The organism is Micromonospora sp. ATA51 (assembly GCF_016802855.1).
Taxonomy (GTDB): domain Bacteria; phylum Actinomycetota; class Actinomycetes; order Mycobacteriales; family Micromonosporaceae; genus Micromonospora; species Micromonospora sicca.
On sequence record NZ_JAEVHJ010000091.1, the window covers coordinates 1 to 21,751 of the forward strand.

Here is a 21,751-nt window from a genome sequence, read left to right on the forward strand (position 1 = left end):
GCGGCGGGCGCGCCGCGGCCAGCAGGCGCCGGCGGCGGCGGAGAGGTACAGGGCGGCGCCGCAGACCCCGTCCGGGTCGTGGCGGGCCGGGCGGCCCAGGTCGGCGACGGCGACGCCGTGGCCGGTGAGGAACTCCTGCGCGAGAGCGGCCGGGTCGCCGCCGTCGTGGCAGCGCCATTGCAGCCGGGCGCGCTCGACGAGCCGCCCGCGACAGTCGTCCGGTGCCGCGGGTACGTCGATCAGCGCTGGTGGGAGCGTTTCCACGCCGGTCGGCTCTTTCTGGCTCATCCGTTCAGCGGATTTCGGGTGAACATGTCGGGTGGCTGCTCGATACCGCGCACTTTCGCTTGGTACTGTGCGTCACTGGTCATGTGAACCATGACACAGTGCCCCCACAGTCCGGAGAACCCGATGTGCCAGCACCAACCCACCTGCCCCTCCGCCGAGGCGACCGACCGCGAAGCCGCCCGGGTCATCGCCTGCTTCCGTGAGCAGGGCTGGAGCCTGCTCTGCAACGGTGTCATCGTCTTCGAGGACACCGGTGAGCTGCTCCCCGACGGCAGCACCATCGCCCCCCACCGCGGTCCCGCCCGGCACGCCCTCGTCGCCTAACTGATCACACTCGGTAACCGAGCGTTTCCGCCGACCCAGGCTAGTCCCCCGTCGGGGGACGGCCCTGCCCAGGTCGGCGCGCCGGCCGGGGCGGCACGACGACCGCCCCGGCGCAGCCCGGCTCAGCTTTCGAACGCCTCCGGCGACGGGCACGAGCAGACCAGGTTCCGGTCGCCGTACGCGCCGTCGATCCGGCGCACCGGCGGCCAGTACTTCGCCATCCGGTCCACCGTCCCCGGGTACGCGCCCACCGACCGCGGGTACGGGTGCGGCCACTCGTCCCCGGAGACCATCGCCGCGGTGTGCGGCGCGTTGGCCAGGGGGTTGTCCCCGGCCGGCCACTCCCCCGAGCCCACCTTGTCGATCTCCGCCCGGATGGCGATCATCGCGTCGCAGAACCGGTCCAGCTCGGCCAGGTCCTCGCTCTCGGTCGGCTCCACCATCAACGTGCCCGCCACGGGGAACGACATCGTCGGGGCGTGGAAGCCGTAGTCGATGAGCCGCTTGGCCACGTCGTCGACGCTGACCCCGGTCGCCTTGGTCAGCGGCCGCAGGTCGAGGATGCACTCGTGCGCCACCAGGCCCTTGTTGCCGGCGTACAGCACCGGGAAGTGGTTACGCAGCCGCGCCGCCACGTAGTTCGCCGCCAGGACCGCCACCCCGGTCGCCCGGGTGAGCCCCTCGGCGCCCATCATCCGCAGGTACGCCCACGGGATCGGCAGGATCCCCGCCGACCCGTACCTCGCCGCCGAGATGGCCGGCTTGCCGTCGACGTGCGCGCCGAGCGGGTCGCCGGGCAGGAACGGCGCCAGGTGCGCGCGCACCGCCACCGGGCCGACGCCCGGGCCGCCGCCGCCGTGCGGGATGCAGAACGTCTTGTGCAGGTTCAGGTGCGACACGTCCGCGCCGAACTTGCCGGGCTTGGCGAACCCGACCAGGGCGTTGAGGTTCGCCCCGTCGACGTACACCTGACCGCCGGCGTCGTGGACCTTCGCGCACAGCGACGCGATGCCCGTCTCGTACACGCCGTGCGTCGACGGGTACGTCACCATGATCGCCGCGAGGGCGTCCCGGTGCTTGTCGATCTTCGCGTCGAGGTCGACCAGGTCGACGTTGCCGTCGGCGTCGCAGGCCACCACGACCACCCGCATGCCGGCCATCACCGCCGACGCCGCGTTGGTGCCGTGCGCCGACGACGGGATCAGGCACACGTCGCGGTGCCCCGCGCCCCGGTCCCGGTGGTACGCCCGGATGGCCAGCAGCCCGGCCAGCTCACCCTGCGACCCGGCGTTGGGCTGCACGCTGACCGCGTCGTAGCCGGTCACCTCCGCCAGCCACGCCTCCAACTGCCCGATCAGCTCCCGGTAGCCGGCCGTCTGCGCGTCCGGGGCGAACGGGTGCAGGTGCGCGAACTCCGGCCAGGTGATCGCCTCCATCTCGGTGGTGGCGTTGAGCTTCATCGTGCACGACCCGAGCGGGATCATGCCCCGGTCCAGGGCGTAGTCGAAGTCCGACAGCCGCCGCAGGTAGCGCAGCATCGCCGTCTCCGAGTGGTGGGTGCGGAACACCGGGTGGGTGAGGAAGTCCGAGGTGCGCGCCAGCGCCACGGGCAGCGTGGCGTCCACGTCGCCGTCGACCCCGTCCACCCCGAACGCCGCCCACACCGACCGCAGGTGCGCCCCGGTGGTGGTCTCGTCGCAGGAGACACCCACCCGGTCGGCGTCGACCAGCCGCAGGTTCACGTTCCGCTCGGCGGCCGCCGCGACCACCTCGGCCGCCCGGCCCGGCACCACCGCGGTGACGGTGTCGAAGAACGCGACGTCCGTGACCTCGACGCCGCCGGCGCGCAGCCCCGCCGCGAGCCGCGCCGCCATGTCGTGGGTACGCCGGGCGATCGCGCGCAGCCCGTCCGGGCCGTGGTAGACGGCGTACATGCCGGCCATCACCGCCAGGAGCACCTGCGCGGTGCAGATGTTGCTGGTCGCCTTCTCCCGGCGGATGTGCTGCTCGCGGGTCTGCAACGCCAGCCGGTACGCCGGGTTGCCGTCCGCGTCGCGGGACACCCCGACCAGCCGGCCGGGCAGCATCCGCTCCAGGCCCGCCCGCACCGCCAGGTAGCCGGCGTGCGGCCCACCGAAGCCCATCGGTACGCCGAACCGCTGGCTCGTGCCGGCGGCGATGTCGGCGCCGATCTCCCCCGGCGGGCGCAGCAGCGTCAACGCCAGCAGGTCCGCCGCCACGGTGACCAGCGCCCCTACCGCGTGCGCGGCCTCGACCAGGGCGGTGTGGTCCCGCACTGCCCCGGACGCCCCCGGGTACTGCAGGTGCAGGCCGAAGAACTCGCCCGGCAGCTCCTCGGCGCCAAGGTCGAGCACCCGCACGTCGATGCCGAGCGGCTCGGCCCGGCTGGCGATCACCGCGATGGTCTGCGGCAGCGCGTCGGCGTCCACGACGTACACCGGGCTCCTGCTCTTCGACGCGCGGCGGGCGAGGGTCATCGCCTCGGCCGCGGCGGTGCCCTCGTCGAGCATGGAGGCGTTCGCGGTGGCCAGCCCGGTCAGGTCGGTGACCATGGTCTGGAAGTTCAGCAGCGCCTCCAGCCGGCCCTGGCTGATCTCCGGCTGGTACGGCGTGTACGCGGTGTACCAGGCCGGGTTCTCCAGCACGTTGCGGCGGATCACCGCCGGGGTGTGGGTGCCGTGGTAGCCCAGCCCGATCATCGACACGGCGACGGTGTTGCGGGCGGCCAGGGCGCGCAGCTCGGCGAGCGCCTCCCGCTCGCGGCCGGGGCGGGCAGGTCGAGGGTGCCGTGCCAGCGGATCACCTCGGGGATCGCCGCGTCCATCAGCTCGTCGACCGAGCCGTAGCCGACGGTCTCCAGCATCCGGCGTTCGTCGTCCGGGTCGGGGCCGATGTGACGGTCGGCGAACTGCTCTGCGCTCATCGTGTGCGCTCCTGCGGGGCGAGGTCGACAGGTCGGCCTCCCCCTGAGTCACGCGCGAAGCGCTCCACAGCGCCTGCCCACGAGGTCCTTTTGCCTGAGAGGTTCCGGGGAGGAATCTGCCCCTTCGGCGCCGCCCCGGTGCTGCTGGGGCGGTCTCTCCCGCGTGGGTGGTACCGGCATGGTCAACGCTACCAGCGCGTTCCCGGCGGATGTCGTGCCCCCGCCGCCGAGCCTGAGGAGGGGTCAGACGGTGGCGGGGGCCACCGCCGCCGGCACCGCGCCCCGACCGGCGTCACCGGCCGGGGCGGCCCCCAGCCGGTCGGCCAGCGCGGGCAGCAGCCGCCCCAGCGGCGCGTCGACGGTCAACGCCGCGTACCCGTCCCCGCGGGTGGGGCCCTGGTTGGCGATCACCACCGGGATGCCGAGCTTCGCCGCCCGGATCACAAACCGCCGGCCCGACATCACCGTCAACGACGAGCCGAGCACCAGCAGCGACCGCGCCCGCTCCACCCGGGCGAAACAGTCGGCGACCCGGGCGGCGGGCACGGTCTCACCGAAGAACACCACGTCCGGTTTGAGCATGCCGGTGCCGCAGATGCCGCAGTCGACGGTGCGGAACCGGGCCACCGCCTCGTCGGGCAGCTCCACGTCGCCGTCGGGGTTGACCGCGGCAACCTGCGCGTCGAAACCCGGGTTGGCCTCCCGCAGCCGCCGGTCCAGCTCCTCGCGGGAGGTCAGGTTGCCGCAGTCCAGGCAGACCACCTCGTCGAGGCGGCCGTGCAGCTCCACCACCGCGCCGCTGCCGGCGGCGGTGTGCAGCCCGTCGACGTTCTGCGTGATCACGTCGGTGACCAGGCCGGCGTGTTGCAGCCGGGCCACCGCCCGGTGCCCGGCGTTCGGCGCCGCCCGGCCGATGGTGCGCCATCCGAGGTGGCTGCGCGCCCAGTAGCGCCGCCGCGCCTCGGGGTCGCGGGTGAACGCCTGGTAGGTCATCGGCGTGTGCCGGCGCGCCACCCCGCTGGGGCCCCGGTAATCCGGGATCCCCGACTCGGTGGACAGGCCGGCCCCGCTGAGCACCACGACGTCACCGGCGCCCACCAGCCGGGCCAACGCGTCCCACGTCTCCGTCACCCGTCCATGCTGCCTCACCGGCCGGGCAACGACGACCCGCCGGCCACCGGGCCGTTAGGTTGAGGGCATGCGCGTCGTCATCGCCGGAGGCCACGGCAAGATCGCCAAGCTGCTGGAACGGGACCTGGCCGGGCGCGGCGACCACGCGGTCGGCCTGATCCGCAACCCCGACCACGCCGCGGTGCTGCGCGCCGCCGGCGCGGAACCGGTCGTCTGCGACCTGGAACACAGCGACGTCGACACCCTCGCCGGGCACCTGGCCGGCGCCGACGCGGTGATCTTCGCTGCCGGGCGCCCGGCAGCGGCGCCGCCCGCAAGGACACCGTCGACCGGGCCGCCGCCGTGCTGCTCGCCGACGCGCCCGCGCCGGGGTCCGCCGCTACCTGCTGGTCTCCTCGATGGGCGTGGACAACCCGCCCGCGCCGGGCAGCGACGAGGTGTGGGCGGCGTACCTGCGGGCCAAGAAGGCCGCCGAGGAGGAGGTCACCGGCCGGGACCTCGACGTCACCGTGCTGCGCCCCGGCCGGCTCACCGACGACGAACCCGGCGGCCGGATCACGCTGGCCCGGCACGCCGCACGCGGCGCGGTCAGCCGCGCCGACGTCGCCCACGTGCTGCTCGCCCTGCTCGACGAACCCGCCACCGCCGGGCTGACCCTGGAACTCGTCGGCGGGGACACCCCGATCGGCGAGGCCGTCCGGGCGGTCACCGCCCGCTGACCCGACCCCGGGTACGGATCCGGGGCCGCATCCCGGCGCGCGGCGCACCGCCGAGGGCGCCGCCCCCGGCTGCCCGAAGGCGTAGCTCGCACCGGCGCTGCGCCGGTGCGGGGATCCCCCGCGACGCACCCAGCGGCGTTCTGCCGCGACGGCCACCCGTCGGCCTGGGGGATCGCCCGCCGGTTGCGGAACGGCGGGCCGACCCCGGCTCAGCGCTGGTGGCGGGGCAGGGCCACCTGCGGCTGCCCGCCGCCCACCGACGCCGCGCCCGCGGTCTCCCGGGCGATCCGGTCCATCGTCCGGGCCAACTGCTCGCTGCCGTCGTCCAGGTGCCGGGCCGCCGCCTGCATGTGCGAGATCATCATCTCGCCGAAGATCCGCAACGCCTCCCGCGCCGCCACCGAGTCGTCGAAGTTCCCGCCCGCGCTGCTGCGGTACTGCGCCACCGCCCGCTCGGCCTCCTGCTTCGCCTCCTCCGCCGCGGCCTGCATGTAGCTCTGGTACTGCAGCTGGGCGTACTCGGCGACCCGCCGGGCGTAGTCGTGCGCCTGGGCGATGATCTGCTCGGCCTCCCGCTGCGCCGCGGACAGCAGGTTGACCTCCTTCGCCGCGGGCAGCTTCGCCGCCGCGTCGGTGCTCGGGATCACCCCGTGCCGATGCAGCTCCAAATGGTCGTTGAGCCGCTCGTTCTCCGCCCGCAGGCCCGCGACCTGCGTCGCCAGCAGATCCAGCTCGTCGGCCACCTGCATCCGGAACCGGTCCACGTCCGTCTGGTCGTAGCCGCGCCGCGTGAAAGACGCCGTGCCGAACTCCCACCGACGCACCCGGTCGGAGGTCATCCGGACCTGCACGGCACTGGAGACCTGAACTCCCTCGTACCTGCTGATCGGGGTTGCGCTCACCGGACACCTCCGGATTCGTCAGGGCCGGTCGCCGTCCGCCACGTCGGCCCGTACCAGTGCTTGCCGAAACCCTCGTGGTGCAGCTGACCGGCGTGGTAGCCGGCCTGCGTCAACGTGGTCACCGAATGGGAGACCATCTCGTCGGAACCGCAGATGTAGACGTGCCGGGAACGCCAGTCCCCGTCGGCCAACGCCCGGTCCACCGGCTGCACGAACTCGCCCGGCCGGCGCAGATCCATGCCCACCACATAGGTGACGGTCAACCACGGATACGACGACGCCAACTTGTCGATCGCGTCCGTGTCGTAGAACTCGTGTTGCGAACGGGCACCCACGTACAGGTCGACCTTGCGCCGCGAACCCTCCGCGGCGACCTGCTCCACCAACGACTTCACCGGCGCCCAGCCGGTGCCGCCGGCCAGCAGCAGCAGATCACTCGGGCCCGCCGACCACAGCAGCAGCCGATCCCCCACCGGCGCCGCCAGGTGGATCTGATCGCCCACCGCGCACCCGTACACCAGCCGCGACGACACCGCGCCACCGGGCGCCGCACGCACGTGCAGCTCCAGGGTGCCGTCGGCGCGCGGCGCGTTCGCCGGCGAGTAGTACCGCCACGACCGCACCGCCGGGTGGGACACCCCGATCGACTGGCCCGGCGTGAACGGCAGCAGGTACTGCGGGCGCAACGTCAGCACCGCCACGTCGAACGTCCGGCGCTCGTGCCCGACGATCTCGGCCACCCACCACGGCGGGTTCACCGCTTCGGCGGCCTGCGCGGCGTCGATCATCACCTGCGAGACCAGCCCGTACGCGGCCGTCCAGTCCTGGGCCAGCTCGTCGGTCCACGCCTCGCCGAGGAAATGCCGCAGCGTCGCCAGCAGCGCCTCGCCGACCGCCGGGTAGTGCTCGGCGCGCACCGCGAACTTGCGGTGGTCGGCACCGAGATCCTTCAGGAACCCGACCAGGCCGTCGACCTGGTCCACGTGGGACACGATGTGCCCCAACGCAGTCACCAGTCGATCCCGCTGCCCGGCCATGTTCGTGGGGAACATCTGCCGGGTCTCCGGGTAGGCCAGGAACAGCGTCGAGTAGAAGTAGAGCGGCACCTGGTCGCCGTGCGCGGCGACCAGGGACCAGCTCTGCTTCAGCCGTGCCGCGTCCACCCTCAGACGCCCGACCCGTGACCGGACGACACCACCTGGTCCTGCACCTTCTCCAGGACGACCTGAACGTCGGTGATGATGTCCTGCGGCACCCCCAGCTCCGTGAGCGTCGCGGTCAGGTGCTCACCGACCTTCACGTAGTGCGCCACGGGGATGCCCAGCGGCTGGTGCGCCTCGGCCAGCCCACGGCCGGCGTACTCGTTGGGCCCGCCGAGCACCACGGTCAGCATCAGCGCCAGGTGCCGCCGCTGCTCCGTCATGTCGATGTCGGAGAAGTAGCCGGCCAGCTCCGGGTCGGCGAGCACCTTGTCGTAGAACAGCGCCACGGCCGCCTTGACCGAACTGGCGCCGCCAATGCGCGCGTAGTGGGAGGGCGCGGTTTCTTCGATAACCGTCACGGTCGTTCCTTCCAGGGTGAAGGGCCGCGCGAATCGGCGCGGAGGGCAACCTGTCGGCTGGCGGGAGTTACCGTGACGTCAGCGCCAGCACGACCGTGTGGGACCATAGCGCGCCATCCGGATAAGGTCACGACCGGCCCATCGGAATTCGGACAACAGCCGACCGGACAGCATCGACATCGTCCGGATGGGCGGCAATCACGACGTCTACGGCTGGTCACCAGCCGTAGACCGGTCCACGTGACACTCTCCACCCTGGACAATCCCGCCCGCGAACCACACCACCACGCCGGCTTCGCCCCTGATCACCACCGACGCAATCCGGCCCGGCGACAGACGCACCGCCGGACGAGTCCCACCGACCGGACCGTTCCAGCCGCGCCCACGACCAACCCGACACGCTGCGTCACCAACAAAGGAATCGCGTCGGGCCCCGGCCACGACGCGATCCGAAAGAGCCAACCCGGCGGCTCAACCCGCCCGGCGCCGCGCCCGACGCGCCGCCAACTCGTCCCCCACCGGCTCCGCCGCACCCGCCGCCTCAGGCGCCTCCGGCGCGGACGCCGCCGGCTCCTGCCCGACCGGCTCCGCCGGCAGGTGCGACAGCGAACCCTGGATCTCCTTGAACGCCCCGCCGATCGCGATGCCGAACACGCCCTGGCCGCCCTGCAACAGGTCGACCACCTCCTCCGGCGACCGGCACTCGTACACCGTCGTCCCGTCCGAGATCAGCGTGATCCCCGCCAGATCCTCCACCCCACGCGACCGCAACGCCTCGATCGCCTTCCGAATGTTCTGCAGGGACACCCCGGCGTCCAGCAACCGCTTCACGACCTTCAACACCACCAGGTCCCGGAAGGAGTACAACCGGGACGTCCCCGAACCCGACGCGTCCCGCACGCTCGGCACCACCAGCCCCGTCCGGGCCCAGTAGTCCAACTGCCGATAACTGATACCCGCCGCGTGGCAGGCGGTCACACCCCGGTAGCCCACCGCACCATCACCCTCGGTGCCCGGGACGGGCGACGCCACACCCGACTGCTGCGGCGTACCCGGATCAGGATCTCGCGGCTCGTGCATCCGGACAACCTCCCCGCCCGTGCGGCGACACGCCGTTTCTCCGAACGTGCACCCCTCGACACCGCAACCCTATAGCGGCCCTCAGGAGTTACCACGGAGGAACCGACGCGACACGCCGCGCAGGCACCCGGAAGATCACCGACGACAACACCCAGTCACCCACGGTGACGCCACATCGTCGGCCGCCGACACCCGGCCGGGCAGCGGACTCAGCCCGCGAAGTCCTCCGGCCGCACCTGCTCCAGGAACTCGCGGAACTTCTCCACCTCGTCCTCCTGCTCATCCGGGATCACGATCCCCGCCTCGCTGAGGACCTGCTCGGCACAACGAATCGGAGCCCCGACCCGCAACGCCAACGCGATGGAATCGCTCGGCCGCGCGGACACCCGCACACCGTCGCCGATCAGCAGATCGGCGTAGAAGACGTTCTCCTTCAACTCGGTGATCTCCACCGCCCGCAACGGCGCCTGCAACGCCGCCAGCACGTCCCGCAGCAGATCATGCGTCAACGGCCGGGCCGGCTTGACCCCCTGCTGCTCGTAGGCGATCGCCGTCGCCTCGACCGCGCCGATCCAGATCGGCAGATAGCGGTCCCCCTCGACCTCCCGCAGCAGGACGATCGGCTGGTTGCTGGGCAGCTCCACCCGAACTCCGACCACGCTCAGCTCGCGCACCGCCGCCTCCGTGTCGTTGTCACCTATGCCCGCACCGCGCCCTTCCCTGCACGGTACACGGACCGCGACACGGGAGTCCCATGCGCTACGTGCACCACGCGCCTCGCCAGAAAGGGGTTACCCCGGCAAGCCTACGACACGCTTCCCGGGGCAGATCTTTCCGCTCTCACGCAAGCGAAGGGCCGGGCGTCACCGACACCCGGCCCCGCACCGTCACCGACCCAACGACGACCGCAACCCCACCCGCACCAGGGCCGCGTGCAACTGCTGCGACAACGCCACCAACTCACGCGCCGTCTCCGCCGCCCGGGACCGCGCCGCCGGATCACTCTGCCGCGCCAACGGCGCCACCAACTGCGCGAACAGACCGACCTCCCGATCCGCCGCCGTCCGGTAACCCCGCAGATGCCGCGGCTCCAGCCCGTACGCCGCCAACCCCGCCACCGCCCGCGCGATGATCAGAGCATCCGCGTCGTACCAACCCGCCGGATCGGACACCAGCACACCGAGCCGCTCCAACTCCGCCAACGTCGACTCGTCGATCCCGGAACGCGCGATCAGCTCCGCCCGCCCCAGCCGCACCTCCGACGACTCGGCAGGACCCGGCTCACCCCGTCCCGGCACCTCACCACCGGGACCGACCGCCACCAACGCCGGCCGCTGCCGACCCGACGCGCCACCCGACGCGTCGAACTCCGCCAACTGGTCACGGATCACCCGCAACGGCAGATACTGATCCCGCTGCGCGGTCAACACGAACCGCAACCGCGCCACATCGTCCCAGCTGTACTTCCGATACCCCGCCGGCGTCCGCTGCGGCTCCACCAGACCCTCGGTCTCCAGGAACCGCAACTTCGAGATCGTGACGTCCGGGAACTCCACCCGCAACTGCCCCAGCACCTCACCGATACTCATCAGCGGATGGGACCGGGCCGCCCCGGGCGGCGTCGAAGCCGCAGGCTCGTTCACCCCCGGCCGGCCTCCTCCTCCGGGCGCGGACCGGCGATGAACACCACCCGGAACTTGCCGATCTGCACCTCGTCACCATTGCTCAACGTGGCCGCCTCGACCCGCTCCCGGTTCACGTACGTGCCGTTCAGGCTGCCCACGTCCCGCACCGTGAACGTGCCACCGTCCCGGTGGAACTCGGCGTGCCGCCGCGACACCGTCACGTCGTCCAGGAAGATGTCACTGTCCGGGTGCCGGCCACTCGTCGTCACATCGTGGTCCAACAGGAACCGGGCGCCCGCGTTCGGACCCCGGCGAACCACCAGCAGCGCCATCCCCGGCGGCAACGAACCGGACATCCGGCTCGGCACCACATCGGTGTCCGGACCCTCCAGCACTTCGTCGAGCGAACCGAGATTGAGCGTCGAAGTGACGTCGAGTGGGGGGAACTCGTCGTCTGGGCGCGTCATGGGACCACCTCACGGATCTGTTCGGTCGGCGTCGGGTAATGGCGGGTCTGGCCGCCGGGCGGTCACACCCGGCGGCTGGCTCCCCGTGCCCGGGAAGGCGCATTCCACAAACGCTCAACTATTGGGTTCTCGGTCGACTGGGCGAGCCTAGCCAGCGCCGAAATGCAGGGCAACCGGACGCGCAGAGAACAACCCCGCCCGCCCGGGACGACACTCAGCTCTCAGTGAGCTCGCGGTACGCGCCAGCGGTCAGCAGACCCCCGACCGCGGCCGGATCATCCGGGGTGATCTCCAACAACCACCCCGCACCGTACGGATCCGTGTTGATCACCTCAGGGGTGTCGCCGAGCGCCTCGTTACGCGCCGCCACCGTACCGCTGATCGGCGCATAGATCTCCGACACGCTCTTCGTCGACTCGATCTCACCCAGCGGCTCACCGGCCGCCACCACCGCACCCTCGTCCGGCAACTGGACGAACACGATGTCACCCAGGGCGTCCTGCGCGAAGTGCGTGATGCCGACCCGGACGGCGCCACCGTCGCCATCGGCCACCCACTCGTGCTCGGCGGTGTACCGCAGATCCTCAGGAATCACCAGCTGCGTCCTTCATCCATCGGTGCACCGGGGGGAACCGGTGCCGGCCGCGCCCGGTCAGGAGACCGGACGGGCGTGTTCCAGCTTGATCGGGGCGTGCAGCTGCGAAACCTCCACAACCTCACGATCCACGGGGGTCACGCTACCGCCGGCATCGTTGACCGATGCGACCACCCCGCCGGGAATGTTCAACGCCGTACGCATCGTCGCCGGATCACCGATCACCAGGATCGTGTACGGGCCACTCAACCGCCGCCCGTCCACCACCAGGCCACCGCCCTCGGCGTCCACGAAATACGTCGACGCGATGATCCGCACCGCCGTCCCGTCGGCACCGGAGATCTGCATCGCCTCCGCGCCCGCGCCCCGCAACTCCTCCACCGCGTCCAGGATCCGCGTCGACGAGATCGCCTTGCCGTCACCCACGAAGCGCACCGACAGCCCCGGCCCCACCGCCGGCAACGTACCCGCCAGAATGCCCAACTCGTCGGCCCGCCGCGTCGCCTCCTCCAGCGCCGCCTGCCGACCCTGCTCACCCGAGCGCAGCTGCCGCTGGCTCTCCTCCAGCGCCTCGATGTCCTGCCGCAGCCGCCGCTCCCGGGAATCCAGATCCGACGAGATCCGGACCAGGTCCTCCTCCCGGGTCGCCGCCAGGGTCGGATCCGTCGAGGTCGTCTTCAACTGCACCACCAGGGTGAACCCCAGCAACGCCAGCAGCACGCCGATCATCGCCCCCGCCGACGTCAACCGCCGCCTACCCGACCCCTCCGCCACCGGCGCCGGCGCCGACGCGGCAGCCTCCGGCTCAGCCTCGGGACTCGCCGGCTCGGCCTCCGGGCTCGCCGGCGCGTCGGCCTCCCGCTCCGCCGGCCCGTCCGGCGCCAGCGGACTCAACTCATCGGGATCCGGCGCGTCCGGCCGCGGATCCGGCTCACCCGCCGGCCCCGCCGGCCGGGTCGGCTCCGCCGCCGGCCAACCGGTCCCGGTCTCCCTGTGCTCCTCGCTCATCGCCACCAACCTACGCCCGGAACAGGTGCCGGCGGATCGCCGCCACGTTTCCGAAGATGCGCACCCCGAGCACGACCACCACACCGGTGGACAGCTGACCGCCCACCCCCAACTGGTCACCCAGGTACACGATCAGACCCGCCACCAGAACGTTCGAGATGAACGACACCACGAACTGCTTGTCGTCGAAGATCCGGTCGAGCTTCGCCCGGACCCCGCCGAACACCGCGTCGAGCGCGGCCACCACGGCGATCGGCAGGTACGGCTGCAACGCAGCGGGCACGGTGGGGTCGAGGTACACCCCGAGGACCACACCGGCGAGCAACGCCAGCACCGCGATCATCGGCCACCTCCGGAGGGGCTGGGAGAGGTCCCCGAGCCGGACGGCCCGGGACTGGTCTTACCCGCGGCACCCGAACCCGACGGCGACGGGCTCGGACTGACCGAGGGCTCGGCGTAGCGTAGCCGCGGCTGCGGAGCCGCCGGCAGGGTGAGGTCCTCGGCCTCCTTCACCCCGAACGACAGGCCCGTGCTCCGCGCGACCTCCCGCATCAGGCTCGCCGCCCGGCTGTCGTCGAACCGGTCCCGCATCGAACCCGGACCGATCGCCGCCACCTCGTACGGGCCCGTCACCGGCCGGTAGTCGACGAGGATCGCCTCCCCCGCCGACCGGATCGTCGACGTCGCGGTCAACCGCTGCCCGTTGATTGCGACCGCCTCCGCGCCCGCCGCCCACAACGCGTTGGCCACCTTCTGCAGGTCGGAGTACAACACCCGGGACGGCCCCGCGTCCGCGCCCGTCACCGCGTCCTTGTCCTCGGCACCGTCGGCCAATCGCACCACCACACCGTCACCCCGCACCCGGGCCAGACCGGTGCCGGCCTCCAGGTTGCGCAACCGGGACGCCTGCGAGCCGCTCAGCGCCGCGTCCCGCTGCCGGCTCACCTCCTCGCGCAACTGCTCCGCGCGCGCGGTCAACCGGTCGGTCTCGCTCTCCCGCTGCTTGATCTCGGCGATCAGGCCGGCGCGCGCCTTCGCCCGGCCCGGCTCCTCCGCCATGGTCTCCCGGTAGGCGACGGAGAAGAGGAACCCGATCGCCACCACGACCACCACGGTCACCGGGCGGGCCGCCCAGCGGCGCAGGCCGGACGGCGGGGCCTGCCGGCGACGGGTCGCCGCGTCCGCGTACCCGGGGTCGAGGGGGTTGCGGAACAGGTCGGTGAGGAAGTCCGGCGCGTACACCCGGGCCGAGGGGTCCCGGCCCTCGCGGAGGGTCGAACTCATGCCGGCGCACCCCCGGCGCGGGCGCGCATCTCGCGGACCAGCCGACCGGCCTGCACCACGTACATCGCCCCGGCCACCCAGTAGAGCACCAACCCCCACCAGGCCAGCCCCCAGCCGATCGCGCCGGCGGCGGTCGCCACGCCGGGCGCCGCCGCGGCCAGCAGCAGGATCGGGAACGCGGCCAGCAGCAGGAAGGTGGCGGTCTTGCCCACGTAGTGCACCGGCGGCGGGCCGTAGCCGTACCGACGCAGCACGGCCAGCGAACCGAGCAGGAGCAGCTCGCGGGCGAGCAGCGCCCCGGTGAACTGCCACGGCACCACCTCCCGCGCGGTGAACGCCAGGAGCGTGGCCAGGATGTAGAGCCGGTCGGCGAGCGGGTCGAGCAGCTCTCCCAGCCGGCTGACCTGGTGCAGGCGGCGGGCGATCCAGCCGTCCACCCAGTCGCTGGTACCGCCGATGGCGAGCACCACGATCGCCGCCACGTCCGCGCGGACGACCAGGAAGAGGTACAGGAAGAGCGGCACGCCGAGCAGGCGGACGAAACTGATCACGTTCGGCAGGGTGAGGACGCGGTCCCCCACGACCGCCGTCGTACCGCCGGAAGCCGAACGCTCCGCGCGAGCCGGGCGACGCGACACCGAACCCTCCCTCCGCAGCACGTTCCGGCGGCCGACCGTGGTCGACCGCTCCGGAGGAACGTGCGCGTTGCCGGCCGGTCACCGCCGGCGCCCTCTGCGATCCCGGGCTGGGACCTCCCCCGATGCGGCCCACGATCGGTTCGATCGCGGGCCGGTGAGTTGCGCTGCCACTATATCGGGCGCTTCCCCGCGGCCCGGGCGCCCAGCTTGCGTCGCCGCTCAGCTTTCGGTTTGTGTGTGGCCTCGCACCATCGGTAAGGCATCCTAGGACACTAGTTGGGAACTGACCGCCCGGCGGACCCGGCCGGTCCAGCCGGAACGATTAGGCGGTGCGGGCCGTGGCGGTGGAATCGGTGGCGGTCTGCGGCGCGGACATCGCCGCCGCTGCCTGGCTGAACGCGACCAGGGCCAGCAACAGCTCGTGCTGCACCCGGTTGGGCATCCGGTCGAGGACCGCCTGCACGGCCTGGTGCCGGCGGTCCCTCAGCTCGCGCAACAGCGTCTCCGCCGTCGCGGTCGGGATCAACCGGACCTCGCGCCGGTCGCGGGGGTCCGCCACCCGGCGGACCAGGCCGACCGCCTCCAGCCGGTCGCAGAGCCGGCTGGCCGACGACGGCACCACGTCCAGCAGCTCAGCCAGCCGGTTCACGTTGGTCTCCGGGTGCGCCATGATCAGCGAGAGCACCCGCAGCTGGGTCGGCGAGACGCTGACGCTGTGCCGGGAGGTCGCCGAATCGAGCACGCCGACGAGCGCCTCAGCGGCCGCATCGATGGCCGCGGCAAGATTCGGAGGTCGCTCCACCCGCTGTCCCCTGCGATCGTCCCGTTCGTGTTCGCTCCGCCGGTCCGTTACCGCCCGCACTCGTCGTCCACACGGCCGGAACCGCGCCAGTCCAGGCAGACGACGACCGCGTCGTCACGGAGGTCCGCGTCGACGTGGTACGCGTGCAGTTCGCGCATCACCGTACCAACTGCCTCGGTCGCCGGCTGCAGCCACCAACTGGTCGGGCGGGGCCACGCGCAGGGCGCGCGACACCTGTCCGGCCGCATCCGGCATGTGCATCCTCCGCGATTATTGCTCTGGGGCAAGCATCATACGGAGGCGTGCCGGCATCCCCGACGCCGGTTCCGACCGGCGTGCGGCAGGGCACCCGAGCCGGCGGCGGGTCCCTCGCGGGGCCGGGTCGAGGGGCGGCGGGACGGGAGGCGGGGCCCGTCAGGCGGACGGCTTCGTGGCCACCGCGCCGTAGAAGGGGTCCGGCACCGCGGCCGGCTCGCCGTCCGGACGCCACCGGGCGACCGGCCCGACGCCATCGGCGGTGGGCTCCCAGCGGCCCAGCAGCGGACCGAACGCGGCGGGCGGGCGCATCCGGAACGCGGGGCCCATCAGCGCCAACGCCCGGGGGTACGCGGCCAGCTCCTCCCCGGCGAAGTCGACGGCCAGGAAACTGCCCGGCGCGACCGCCTCGTAGAGCTCGTCCAGAGTCCGGGAGAGCGTCTCGTCGTCGAGGAACGCGGCCAGCCCGAGGAAGACCACCCCGACCGGCCGCCGCCCCCAGCCCGGGACGAACCGGTGCAGCTGGGCGGGATCGATCGTGCCGATGTCGGTGGCGTCGCCGAACCCGTAGCCGGCCCGGTCGCTGCCGGCGAGGATGCGTTGGCCGAGCCGGATGGTCACCGGGTCGACGTCGGTGTAGAGGACGGTCGCCTCGGGAGCGGCCTCGTGCACATTGCCCCGGGTCGGCACGCCGGCCCCGAAGACCAGGAAGCTGTCCACCCCCGCGTCGGCGATCGACCGGACCGCCCGGCCGAGGAACTCCCGCAGCGAGCGGAAGATCACCGCGCAGGGTCCGTACGCCTCCTCGAAGGCGCGGGCCGCGGCCACGTCGACCGGGAAGTGGTGCTCGCCGCCGAGCCAAAAGTCGATCATGCGGGCGGTGCTCGGCTGGTCGGGCTCGGCCATCGACGAGGCTCCCTTCCCCGGGCGGTGGTCGACAGCGTACCCACGGGGCGGCTCCGGCGGTATCGCCCCGTGGACCGGCCGCCGGCCGCGATACTGGCCGCGGGCGTCCGGCGGCCAGGAGGTGCAGCGGTGAACTCGGCGAACGGCGCGGCGGTGGTGGTCGGCGTGGACGGCTCCGAGCCGGCGCTGCGGGCCGTCCGCCTCGCCGCGGCCGAGGCGGCCCGCCGGCACCGCCCGCTGCGGGTGGTGCACGGCTTCATCTGGCCGCTGCTGCACGCTGCGATGAATCCGGTCGCCGAGGGGCCCGGCGGCGGCCTGCGGCGCCAGGCGCAGGAGCTGGTGGCTGCGGCGGTGGCCGAGGCGGAGGCGACGGCGCCGGGGGTACGGGCCTCCGGGGAGATCATCGACGGCGAGGCCTCCGCCGTGCTGGTCGGCGAGTCCCCCACCGCCGCGATGATCATGCTCGGCGACCGGGGCCTGGGCGGCTTCGCCTCGCTGGTGGTCGGCTCGGTGGCGATCCAGGTGGCCTCCTACGCGGACTGCCCGGTGCTGGTGGTCCGGGGCGAGGAGCACGCGGCCGGGCCGGTGGTGGTCGGGGTGGACGGTTCGGCGCTGTCCCGGGCCGCGGTCGAGTTCGCCGTCGAGGAGGCGGCGGTGCGCGGCGCCGGGCTGCACGCGGTGCACGCCTACCCGCACCCGGTCTCCAGCGGCCCCGGCGACATGCAACCCCTGGTCTACGAGGAGAACCAGCTGCGCGGGGAGGAGACCCGGATACTCGCCGAGTCCCTCGCCGGGCTCACCGAGCGGTACCCGGAGGTCCCCGTCACCCGTGCGGTGGTGCACGGCCGGCCGGTCGCCGCGCTCACCGAGGCCAGCCGCCGGGCCCAGCTGCTGGTGGTCGGCAGCCAGGGCCGGAGCGAGCTGACCGGGCTGCTCCTCGGCTCGGTCGGCCACGCCCTGCTGCACCACGCCGCGTGCCCGGTCGCCGTGGTCCGCTCCCCCGCGTGAGCGTCGCCGGCACGAATGACCCCGACGGCGCCGGGTAGACGAGCCGGGCACGCCTACAGGAGGAGGCAGCGATGCCAGGACCACGGCCGGGCAGCAGCGCGTACGACAAGGAACGGGCGCGGCTGCGCGATCTGATCGAGCAGTCCGGGCGGGCGTCGGACCAGGAGGCGAACCAGGTCGCCAACCGGATCCTGCAGGACGACCGCGGCCAACGGGGCGTCGTACGGGGGGAACGGACGTTCGGCCCGAAGGGCGAACGCGAACCGGGCGACCCGAAGTGAGAGCTGCGCCCCTGGTCGACGGCGCGATCGCGGGTGCGGTGGGCACCGTCGCGTTGAACGTGATGGGCTACCTCGACATCGCGGCGCGGGCCCGCCCGGCGAGCAGCACCCCGGAGGAGACCGTGCGGCGGCTCGCCGGGGCCGCGCACGTCGACCTCGGGCCCGAGGACCGGGCGGCCACCCGCCGCTCGGGCCTCGGGCCCGTGCTCGGGTACGCCACCGGCATCGCCGCCGGGGCCGCCTTCGGCCTCCTCGCCGCCCGCCGACGGGTCCCGCTGCCGATCGCCGCCGGGGTGCTCGGCGGCGGCGTCATGGCCACCACGGACGGCTCCATCGCCGCGCTCGGCGTGTCCCACCCGCGTACCTGGCGACCGAAGGACTGGCTGGCCGACGTCGTTCCGCACCTGGCGTACGGAATGGCGGCCGCAGCCACCTGGAAGCGGCTGCGGCCGCCGTCGCGGCACGGGCGCTAGCCCCGGGCGTCGCTCTCGTCGTCGGCCACCGGCTCACCCGCCGGGCCGTACGGCGAGACCTGACCCTTCGGGACGGGCCGCCCGACGTCCGCGTTCGACGAGCCCCGGTTCAGCGGATGCCCGGCCGAGCGGGGCCCCTTGCTGTCCTGGCTCGTGGCGCCCTTGTTGTTGCGCCGGAACTCCTCCTGCTGCGGATTGACCACGGGTCTCTCCTTCCGGTGGAGCACGCGACGTGGGCCGCGCACCTGCACGGGTTACCCGCCGCCGTCGGACGCATTCCGGGGCGCCGCCGCAGGTCTGGGCCGACGCGGTACGGGTACACCCCACGGATGCGGGACGATCGGAACATGGCGCGGGTGCTGCTGGACCGGCAGGGCCGGACGTACGCCGAGGAGGCGGGGATCCGGCTGGCCGACCGCCCGCAGCCGCTGTACCAGCTGCTGGTGCTCAGCACGCTGCTGAGCACCCGGATCCGGGCCGGGGTGGCCCTCGCCGCCGCGCGGGAACTCTTCGCGGCCGGGTACCGGACCCCGCAGGCGATGGAGGCGGCGAGCTGGCAGGACCGGGTCGACGCGCTCGGCCGCGGCCACTACCGCCGCTACGACGAACGGACCGCCACCATGCTGGGCAACGGCGCCCGGCTCTGCCTGGACCGCTGGCACGGGGACCTGCGGCGGATGCACCGGGAGGCCGACGGCGACCGGCAGGCGCTGCGCCGGCTGCTCACCGAGTTCCCCGGCATCGGCCCCACCGGGGCGGACATCTTCCTGCGCGAGGCGCAGACGGTCTGGCCGGACCTGCGCCCGTACGCCGACCGGCGGACCCTGGCCGGCGCGAAGCGGCTGGGGCTGCCGGCGAACCCGGGCGGGCTGGCCGGCCTGGTCGGCGACGCCGACTTCGGGCGGCTCGCGTCGGCGCTGGTGCGGGTGGCGCTGGGCGAGGAGTCGGCCGGCGAGGTCAGCCGGAGCGCGGCGGCGCGCTGAGGCTCACTTGACCGGCCCCGCCGGCGGCTTGGTGAGGTGCCACGCCAGCAGCGCCGCGCCCAGGGCGAGCAGCACCACGCCGCCGGAGATCCCGGCGCCCTCCTCGCCGCTGCTGCGGTGCCCGGTGGCGCCGAAGTAGATCACCGCGAGCCCGGCCAGCACGGCGATGAACGTCCGCATGCCTCGGTCCTTCACATTCCGGACGGTACGGCGCGTCCCCGCCCGTGCTGCGGCTTTTTCCGGCCGATTCCCCCGTCCGGGGTCACTCCGGCCGGCAGCCCGCGGCCGGACCGCGCAGCCGCACCCGGCGCACCGCCCGGTCGGCCACCTCGAGCACTGTGACGGTGAGCCCGGGCAGGCGCACCGTCTCCCCCGGCCCGTCGGGCACCCGGCCCAGCCGGGCCAGCACCAGTCCGGCGATCGTGGTGTACTCCCGGGACAGCGGGAAGGTCAGCCGCACGCCGACGTCCGGCAGGTCGTGCAGCGGGAAGTCGCCGGAGAGCAGCAGCGCGCCGTCCGGCTCCCGGACCACCCCGCGCACGTCCCGGTCGGTCTCGTCGTAGAGCTCGCCGACGACCTCCTCGAGCAGGTCCTCCATGGTCACCAGGCCGTCGACCCCGCCGTGCTCGTCGACCACCAGGGCGATCTGCTCGTGACGCTGGCGGAACTGGCGCATCGCGTCGGCGACCGGCAGCGTCCCGGGTAGCAGCAGCGGCGGCCGGGCGCGCTCGCCGGCGGTGGCGGCACCGGCGTCGACCAGGTCGCGGATGTGCAGTACGCCGCACACGTCGTCCAGGCCGCCCGGCCCGACCACCGGGGCCCGGGACCGGCCGGCGGCGGCCAGTCGGCGCATCGCCTCCGGGGCCGGCGCCGAGGCCGGCACGACGGTCACGTCCCGGCGCGGGACCAGGATCTCCCGCAGCGTCCGGCCGGCGATGTCGAACGCCCCGGAGAGGATCTCCCGCTGCTGGGCGGAGAGGCCGCGCTGGCTGACCAGCAGCTCGCGCAACTCCTCCTCGGTCACCTCCTCGCGGCGGGCCCGGGGATCGCCGCCGGCCAGCCGGACCAGCACGTCGGTGCTCCGGCTGAGCAGCCACACCGCCGGCCGGGACAGCCGGCCCAGCAGGTCCAGCGGACCGGCGCTGAGCAGCGCCCACCGTTCCGCCCACTGCATCGCCAGCCGCTTCGGCGCCAGCTCGCCCACCACCAGCGTGACGAAGGTCAGGACCACCGTCACGAGCAGCACCGCCACCGGCTGCGCCGCGCCGCCGAGAAAGCCCAGCGGCCCGACCAGCGGCTCGGCCAGCGACACCGCGGCCGCCGCCGAGGCGAGGAAGCCGGCCAGGGTGATGCCGAGCTGGATGGTGGCCAGGTAGCGGTTCGGCTCCCGGACCAGGCGGACCAGCCGGACGCCGCTACGACCCGAGCGGCCCAGCCGGCGCAGCTGCCCCTCGCGCAGCGTCACCAGCGCCATCTCGCTGCCGGACAGCGCCGCGTTGACCAGCACCAGGACGGCCACCAGGGCGACCTGACCCGCCATCACACCCCCTCCCGCTCCACCGCACGCCCGCCGGGGCACCCGGTCAGTCGTTCTCCAGGTCGTCCAGGGAGATGGCGTGGGTCATCAGCCACCGGGCCAGCGCGGCCATCCCGAACAGCCACAGCGGCGCCGACTCCGTGGTGCCGTTGGTGGCGAAGATCGCGAAGCGCAGATCCGGCGCCCGGTACGCCTCGATCCGCCACCGGTGCTGCTTGTCCCGCCAGACCGCCGAAGGGTCCATGGCGTCACCGTAGGCGACCGCGCCCGCCGGCCGGGCCGTCTTCGTCCGCGCCGGTCAGGTCGGCGGAGCGACCACCTCACGGGCGTCGTCGGGCAGCCGGCGGGTGGCGCCCCGCCGGTCCAGCAGCTCCAGCAGCGGCACGGCGACCCGGCGGGTGGTGTCCAGGGCCTGCCGGGCGGCGCTGAGGGTGAACGGCTGCGGCAGGCGGGCGAGGACCCGCACGGCGTCGTCGAGCGCGCCGGGGAGCAGCACCACGTTGTCGGCGAGCTTGAGCAGGGCGCCGGCCCGCACGGCCGCGCCGATCTCCCGGGGCCCCAGCCCCAGGTCGGCCAGGCGGTGCGTCTCCGGGGCCTGGAAGGGCCGGTCGCCGTACTCGGCGCGGACCCGGTCCACGGCCCGGGCCACCGGCTCCGGCAGCGCGTCGACCGACGTCGCGGTGACCCGGCCGGCGCGCAGCCGCAGCGGCGGCCGGAGCAGCGCCTCCACCAGGGCCCGGTCGGGCAGGGCGAGGCGCTGGCGCAGCACGTCCACCGGCACGCCGGGTTCGAGCGGATGCTCCCGGGCGTACCGGGTGACCTCCTCGGTGAGCCGGCCGCCGAGCCGGCGCCAGTGCTCCGGGTCGGCCAGCCAGTCCCCGGCCACCGGCGCGACGGTGACCGGCACGCCCATCCGGGTCAGCTCGCCGGCCGGACCAGG

General features: G+C 73.5%; 26 protein-coding genes, 4 pseudogenes and 1 riboswitch. Of the genes and pseudogenes, 7 read left to right on the forward strand and 23 right to left on the reverse strand.

The window, feature by feature from the left end; all coding sequences use genetic code 11:
* Nucleotides 1-288 (reverse strand): annotated as a pseudogene (locus tag JNW87_RS16240) (anthranilate synthase component I family protein); the annotation flags it as partial.
* 123 nt (nucleotides 289-411) lie between these two features.
* Here JNW87_RS16240 and JNW87_RS16245 point away from each other — a divergent pair.
* Nucleotides 412-612 carry a DUF5999 family protein gene (locus JNW87_RS16245; RefSeq protein WP_088962150.1) on the forward strand — a complete coding sequence of 67 codons (201 nt, stop codon included), beginning with the start codon at nucleotides 412-414 and terminating at the stop codon, nucleotides 610-612.
* 122 nt (nucleotides 613-734) lie between these two features.
* Here the strand turns inward: JNW87_RS16245 and gcvP are convergent.
* Both gcvP and JNW87_RS16255 read right to left on the reverse strand, forming a co-directional pair.
* Nucleotides 735-3,556 (reverse strand): annotated as a pseudogene (gene gcvP / locus JNW87_RS16250) (aminomethyl-transferring glycine dehydrogenase).
* Nucleotides 3,557-3,628: 72 nt separating this feature from the next.
* A riboswitch (glycine riboswitch) is annotated at nucleotides 3,629-3,728 on the reverse strand.
* A gap of 71 nt (nucleotides 3,729-3,799) precedes the next feature.
* The gene (locus JNW87_RS16255) at nucleotides 3,800-4,687 is read right to left on the reverse strand and encodes an NAD-dependent protein deacetylase (RefSeq protein ID WP_109805501.1); all 888 of its coding nucleotides are present in this window, start codon (nucleotides 4,685-4,687) and stop codon (nucleotides 3,800-3,802) included.
* Nucleotides 4,688-4,754: 67 nt separating this feature from the next.
* On the opposite strand from JNW87_RS16255, the pseudogene JNW87_RS39555 reads away from it, so the two are divergent.
* Both JNW87_RS39555 and JNW87_RS39560 read left to right on the forward strand, forming a co-directional pair.
* Nucleotides 4,755-4,931: pseudogene (locus JNW87_RS39555) on the forward strand (NAD(P)H-binding protein); the annotation flags it as partial.
* Nucleotides 4,932-5,073: 142 nt separating this feature from the next.
* Nucleotides 5,074-5,406, forward strand: coding sequence for an NAD(P)H-binding protein (locus tag JNW87_RS39560; RefSeq protein ID WP_255543953.1), 333 nt, complete (start codon nucleotides 5,074-5,076; stop codon nucleotides 5,404-5,406).
* A gap of 209 nt (nucleotides 5,407-5,615) precedes the next feature.
* Here the strand turns inward: JNW87_RS39560 and JNW87_RS16265 are convergent, their stop codons facing one another.
* The 15 genes and pseudogenes from JNW87_RS16265 to JNW87_RS16335 all read right to left on the reverse strand — a co-directional run bounded on the left by JNW87_RS16265 (nucleotide 5,616) and on the right by JNW87_RS16335 (nucleotide 16,529).
* Nucleotides 5,616-6,308 (reverse strand): DivIVA domain-containing protein, encoded by a 693-nt coding sequence (locus tag JNW87_RS16265; protein ID WP_238453954.1) that lies wholly within the window; start codon nucleotides 6,306-6,308, stop codon nucleotides 5,616-5,618.
* Nucleotides 6,305-7,471, reverse strand: coding sequence for a globin domain-containing protein (locus tag JNW87_RS16270; RefSeq protein WP_238453955.1), 1,167 nt, complete (start codon nucleotides 7,469-7,471; stop codon nucleotides 6,305-6,307). Before JNW87_RS16270 ends, JNW87_RS16265 begins: the two co-directional genes overlap by 4 nt.
* Nucleotides 7,472-7,473: 2 nt before the next feature.
* Nucleotides 7,474-7,869, reverse strand: coding sequence for a group 1 truncated hemoglobin (locus JNW87_RS16275; protein ID WP_109805505.1), 396 nt, complete (start codon nucleotides 7,867-7,869; stop codon nucleotides 7,474-7,476).
* Nucleotides 7,870-8,340: 471 nt separating this feature from the next.
* Nucleotides 8,341-8,949 carry a MerR family transcriptional regulator gene (locus JNW87_RS16280; RefSeq protein WP_109805506.1) on the reverse strand — a complete coding sequence of 203 codons (609 nt, stop codon included), beginning with the start codon at nucleotides 8,947-8,949 and terminating at the stop codon, nucleotides 8,341-8,343.
* Nucleotides 8,950-9,158: 209 nt separating this feature from the next.
* A complete protein-coding gene (locus JNW87_RS16285; protein WP_073833177.1) occupies nucleotides 9,159-9,623 on the reverse strand; it encodes a bifunctional nuclease family protein in 465 nt (154 codons plus the stop codon).
* Between the two features lie 213 nt (nucleotides 9,624-9,836).
* On the reverse strand, nucleotides 9,837-10,538 hold the full coding sequence (locus JNW87_RS16290) for a MerR family transcriptional regulator (RefSeq protein ID WP_201749999.1): 702 nt from the start codon (nucleotides 10,536-10,538) through the stop codon (nucleotides 9,837-9,839).
* 50 nt (nucleotides 10,539-10,588) lie between these two features.
* The gene (locus tag JNW87_RS16295; RefSeq protein WP_007071101.1) at nucleotides 10,589-11,041 is read right to left on the reverse strand and encodes an FHA domain-containing protein; all 453 of its coding nucleotides are present in this window, start codon (nucleotides 11,039-11,041) and stop codon (nucleotides 10,589-10,591) included.
* A 214-nt stretch (nucleotides 11,042-11,255) separates the two neighbouring features.
* Nucleotides 11,256-11,636 (reverse strand): glycine cleavage system protein GcvH, encoded by a 381-nt coding sequence (gene gcvH / locus JNW87_RS16300; RefSeq protein WP_109805508.1) that lies wholly within the window; start codon nucleotides 11,634-11,636, stop codon nucleotides 11,256-11,258.
* Between the two features lie 57 nt (nucleotides 11,637-11,693).
* Nucleotides 11,694-12,644 carry a DUF881 domain-containing protein gene (locus JNW87_RS16305; RefSeq protein WP_109805518.1) on the reverse strand — a complete coding sequence of 317 codons (951 nt, stop codon included), beginning with the start codon at nucleotides 12,642-12,644 and terminating at the stop codon, nucleotides 11,694-11,696.
* A gap of 10 nt (nucleotides 12,645-12,654) precedes the next feature.
* Nucleotides 12,655-12,987, reverse strand: coding sequence for a small basic family protein (locus tag JNW87_RS16310; protein WP_007071104.1), 333 nt, complete (start codon nucleotides 12,985-12,987; stop codon nucleotides 12,655-12,657).
* A complete protein-coding gene (locus JNW87_RS16315) occupies nucleotides 12,984-13,928 on the reverse strand; it encodes a DUF881 domain-containing protein (protein ID WP_238453956.1) in 945 nt (314 codons plus the stop codon). The genes JNW87_RS16310 and JNW87_RS16315 overlap by 4 nt, the downstream gene beginning before the upstream one ends.
* Nucleotides 13,925-14,566 carry a CDP-alcohol phosphatidyltransferase family protein gene (locus JNW87_RS16320; RefSeq protein ID WP_109805510.1) on the reverse strand — a complete coding sequence of 214 codons (642 nt, stop codon included), beginning with the start codon at nucleotides 14,564-14,566 and terminating at the stop codon, nucleotides 13,925-13,927. Before JNW87_RS16320 ends, JNW87_RS16315 begins: the two co-directional genes overlap by 4 nt.
* A gap of 322 nt (nucleotides 14,567-14,888) precedes the next feature.
* On the reverse strand, nucleotides 14,889-15,368 hold the full coding sequence (locus JNW87_RS16325) for a MarR family winged helix-turn-helix transcriptional regulator (protein WP_109805511.1): 480 nt from the start codon (nucleotides 15,366-15,368) through the stop codon (nucleotides 14,889-14,891).
* A 47-nt stretch (nucleotides 15,369-15,415) separates the two neighbouring features.
* Nucleotides 15,416-15,559 (reverse strand): annotated as a pseudogene (locus JNW87_RS16330) (protein phosphatase); the annotation flags it as partial.
* Nucleotides 15,560-15,782: 223 nt separating this feature from the next.
* Nucleotides 15,783-16,529, reverse strand: coding sequence for an SAM-dependent methyltransferase (locus JNW87_RS16335; protein WP_238453957.1), 747 nt, complete (start codon nucleotides 16,527-16,529; stop codon nucleotides 15,783-15,785).
* Nucleotides 16,530-16,658: 129 nt separating this feature from the next.
* Between JNW87_RS16335 and JNW87_RS16340 the strand changes: the two genes are divergently transcribed.
* The 3 genes from JNW87_RS16340 (at nucleotide 16,659) to JNW87_RS16350 (ending at nucleotide 18,291) form a co-directional block, all read left to right on the forward strand.
* On the forward strand, nucleotides 16,659-17,537 hold the full coding sequence (locus JNW87_RS16340; RefSeq protein WP_109803922.1) for a universal stress protein: 879 nt from the start codon (nucleotides 16,659-16,661) through the stop codon (nucleotides 17,535-17,537).
* Between the two features lie 71 nt (nucleotides 17,538-17,608).
* Complete coding sequence (locus tag JNW87_RS16345; RefSeq protein WP_109803921.1) at nucleotides 17,609-17,818, forward strand: phosphatidylethanolamine-binding protein; 210 nt, start codon at nucleotides 17,609-17,611, stop codon at nucleotides 17,816-17,818.
* On the forward strand, nucleotides 17,815-18,291 hold the full coding sequence (locus JNW87_RS16350) for a hypothetical protein (RefSeq protein ID WP_238453958.1): 477 nt from the start codon (nucleotides 17,815-17,817) through the stop codon (nucleotides 18,289-18,291). Before JNW87_RS16345 ends, JNW87_RS16350 begins: the two co-directional genes overlap by 4 nt.
* Here the strand turns inward: JNW87_RS16350 and JNW87_RS16355 are convergent.
* The gene (locus tag JNW87_RS16355; RefSeq protein ID WP_109803919.1) at nucleotides 18,288-18,494 is read right to left on the reverse strand and encodes a hypothetical protein; all 207 of its coding nucleotides are present in this window, start codon (nucleotides 18,492-18,494) and stop codon (nucleotides 18,288-18,290) included. The two genes, JNW87_RS16350 and JNW87_RS16355, sit on opposite strands and share 4 nt — an antisense overlap.
* Before the next feature lie 126 nt (nucleotides 18,495-18,620).
* Between JNW87_RS16355 and JNW87_RS16360 the strand changes: the two genes are divergently transcribed.
* Nucleotides 18,621-19,274: a hypothetical protein gene (locus JNW87_RS16360; protein ID WP_238453959.1), complete on the forward strand. Its 654-nt coding sequence runs from the start codon at nucleotides 18,621-18,623 to the stop codon at nucleotides 19,272-19,274.
* A 3-nt stretch (nucleotides 19,275-19,277) separates the two neighbouring features.
* Here JNW87_RS16360 and JNW87_RS16365 read toward each other — a convergent pair whose 3' ends face one another.
* From JNW87_RS16365 to JNW87_RS16380, 4 genes are all read right to left on the reverse strand, one after another.
* Nucleotides 19,278-19,454, reverse strand: coding sequence for a hypothetical protein (locus JNW87_RS16365; protein WP_201749937.1), 177 nt, complete (start codon nucleotides 19,452-19,454; stop codon nucleotides 19,278-19,280).
* A gap of 82 nt (nucleotides 19,455-19,536) precedes the next feature.
* Nucleotides 19,537-20,814 (reverse strand): hemolysin family protein, encoded by a 1,278-nt coding sequence (locus JNW87_RS16370; protein WP_109804877.1) that lies wholly within the window; start codon nucleotides 20,812-20,814, stop codon nucleotides 19,537-19,539.
* A 43-nt stretch (nucleotides 20,815-20,857) separates the two neighbouring features.
* Nucleotides 20,858-21,055 (reverse strand): hypothetical protein, encoded by a 198-nt coding sequence (locus JNW87_RS16375; RefSeq protein ID WP_089014379.1) that lies wholly within the window; start codon nucleotides 21,053-21,055, stop codon nucleotides 20,858-20,860.
* 54 nt (nucleotides 21,056-21,109) lie between these two features.
* A partial coding sequence (locus tag JNW87_RS16380; protein ID WP_238453960.1) for a SelB C-terminal domain-containing protein occupies nucleotides 21,110-21,751 on the reverse strand: 642 nt, incomplete at its 5' end.

What these genes read in the sequence shown, in the direction of transcription:
- JNW87_RS16370 (WP_109804877.1), bottom strand. Translation starts at nt 20,814, where the DNA reads ATGGCGGGTCAGGTCGCCCTGGTGGCCGTCCTGGTGCTGGTCAACGCG.
- JNW87_RS16345 (WP_109803921.1), top strand. Translation starts at nt 17,609, where the DNA reads ATGCCAGGACCACGGCCGGGCAGCAGCGCGTACGACAAGGAACGGGCG.
- JNW87_RS16335 (WP_238453957.1), bottom strand. Translation starts at nt 16,529, where the DNA reads ATGGCCGAGCCCGACCAGCCGAGCACCGCCCGCATGATCGACTTTTGG.
- JNW87_RS16310 (WP_007071104.1), bottom strand. Translation starts at nt 12,987, where the DNA reads ATGATCGCGGTGCTGGCGTTGCTCGCCGGTGTGGTCCTCGGGGTGTAC.
- JNW87_RS16315 (WP_238453956.1), bottom strand. Translation starts at nt 13,928, where the DNA reads ATGAGTTCGACCCTCCGCGAGGGCCGGGACCCCTCGGCCCGGGTGTAC.
- JNW87_RS16305 (WP_109805518.1), bottom strand. Translation starts at nt 12,644, where the DNA reads ATGAGCGAGGAGCACAGGGAGACCGGGACCGGTTGGCCGGCGGCGGAG.
- JNW87_RS16295 (WP_007071101.1), bottom strand. Translation starts at nt 11,041, where the DNA reads ATGACGCGCCCAGACGACGAGTTCCCCCCACTCGACGTCACTTCGACG.
- JNW87_RS16290 (WP_201749999.1), bottom strand. Translation starts at nt 10,538, where the DNA reads ATGAGTATCGGTGAGGTGCTGGGGCAGTTGCGGGTGGAGTTCCCGGAC.
- JNW87_RS16360 (WP_238453959.1), top strand. Translation starts at nt 18,621, where the DNA reads ATGCGGGACGATCGGAACATGGCGCGGGTGCTGCTGGACCGGCAGGGC.
- JNW87_RS16365 (WP_201749937.1), bottom strand. Translation starts at nt 19,454, where the DNA reads ATGCGGACGTTCATCGCCGTGCTGGCCGGGCTCGCGGTGATCTACTTC.
- JNW87_RS16245 (WP_088962150.1), top strand. Translation starts at nt 412, where the DNA reads ATGTGCCAGCACCAACCCACCTGCCCCTCCGCCGAGGCGACCGACCGC.
- JNW87_RS16280 (WP_109805506.1), bottom strand. Translation starts at nt 8,949, where the DNA reads ATGCACGAGCCGCGAGATCCTGATCCGGGTACGCCGCAGCAGTCGGGT.
- JNW87_RS16375 (WP_089014379.1), bottom strand. Translation starts at nt 21,055, where the DNA reads ATGGACCCTTCGGCGGTCTGGCGGGACAAGCAGCACCGGTGGCGGATC.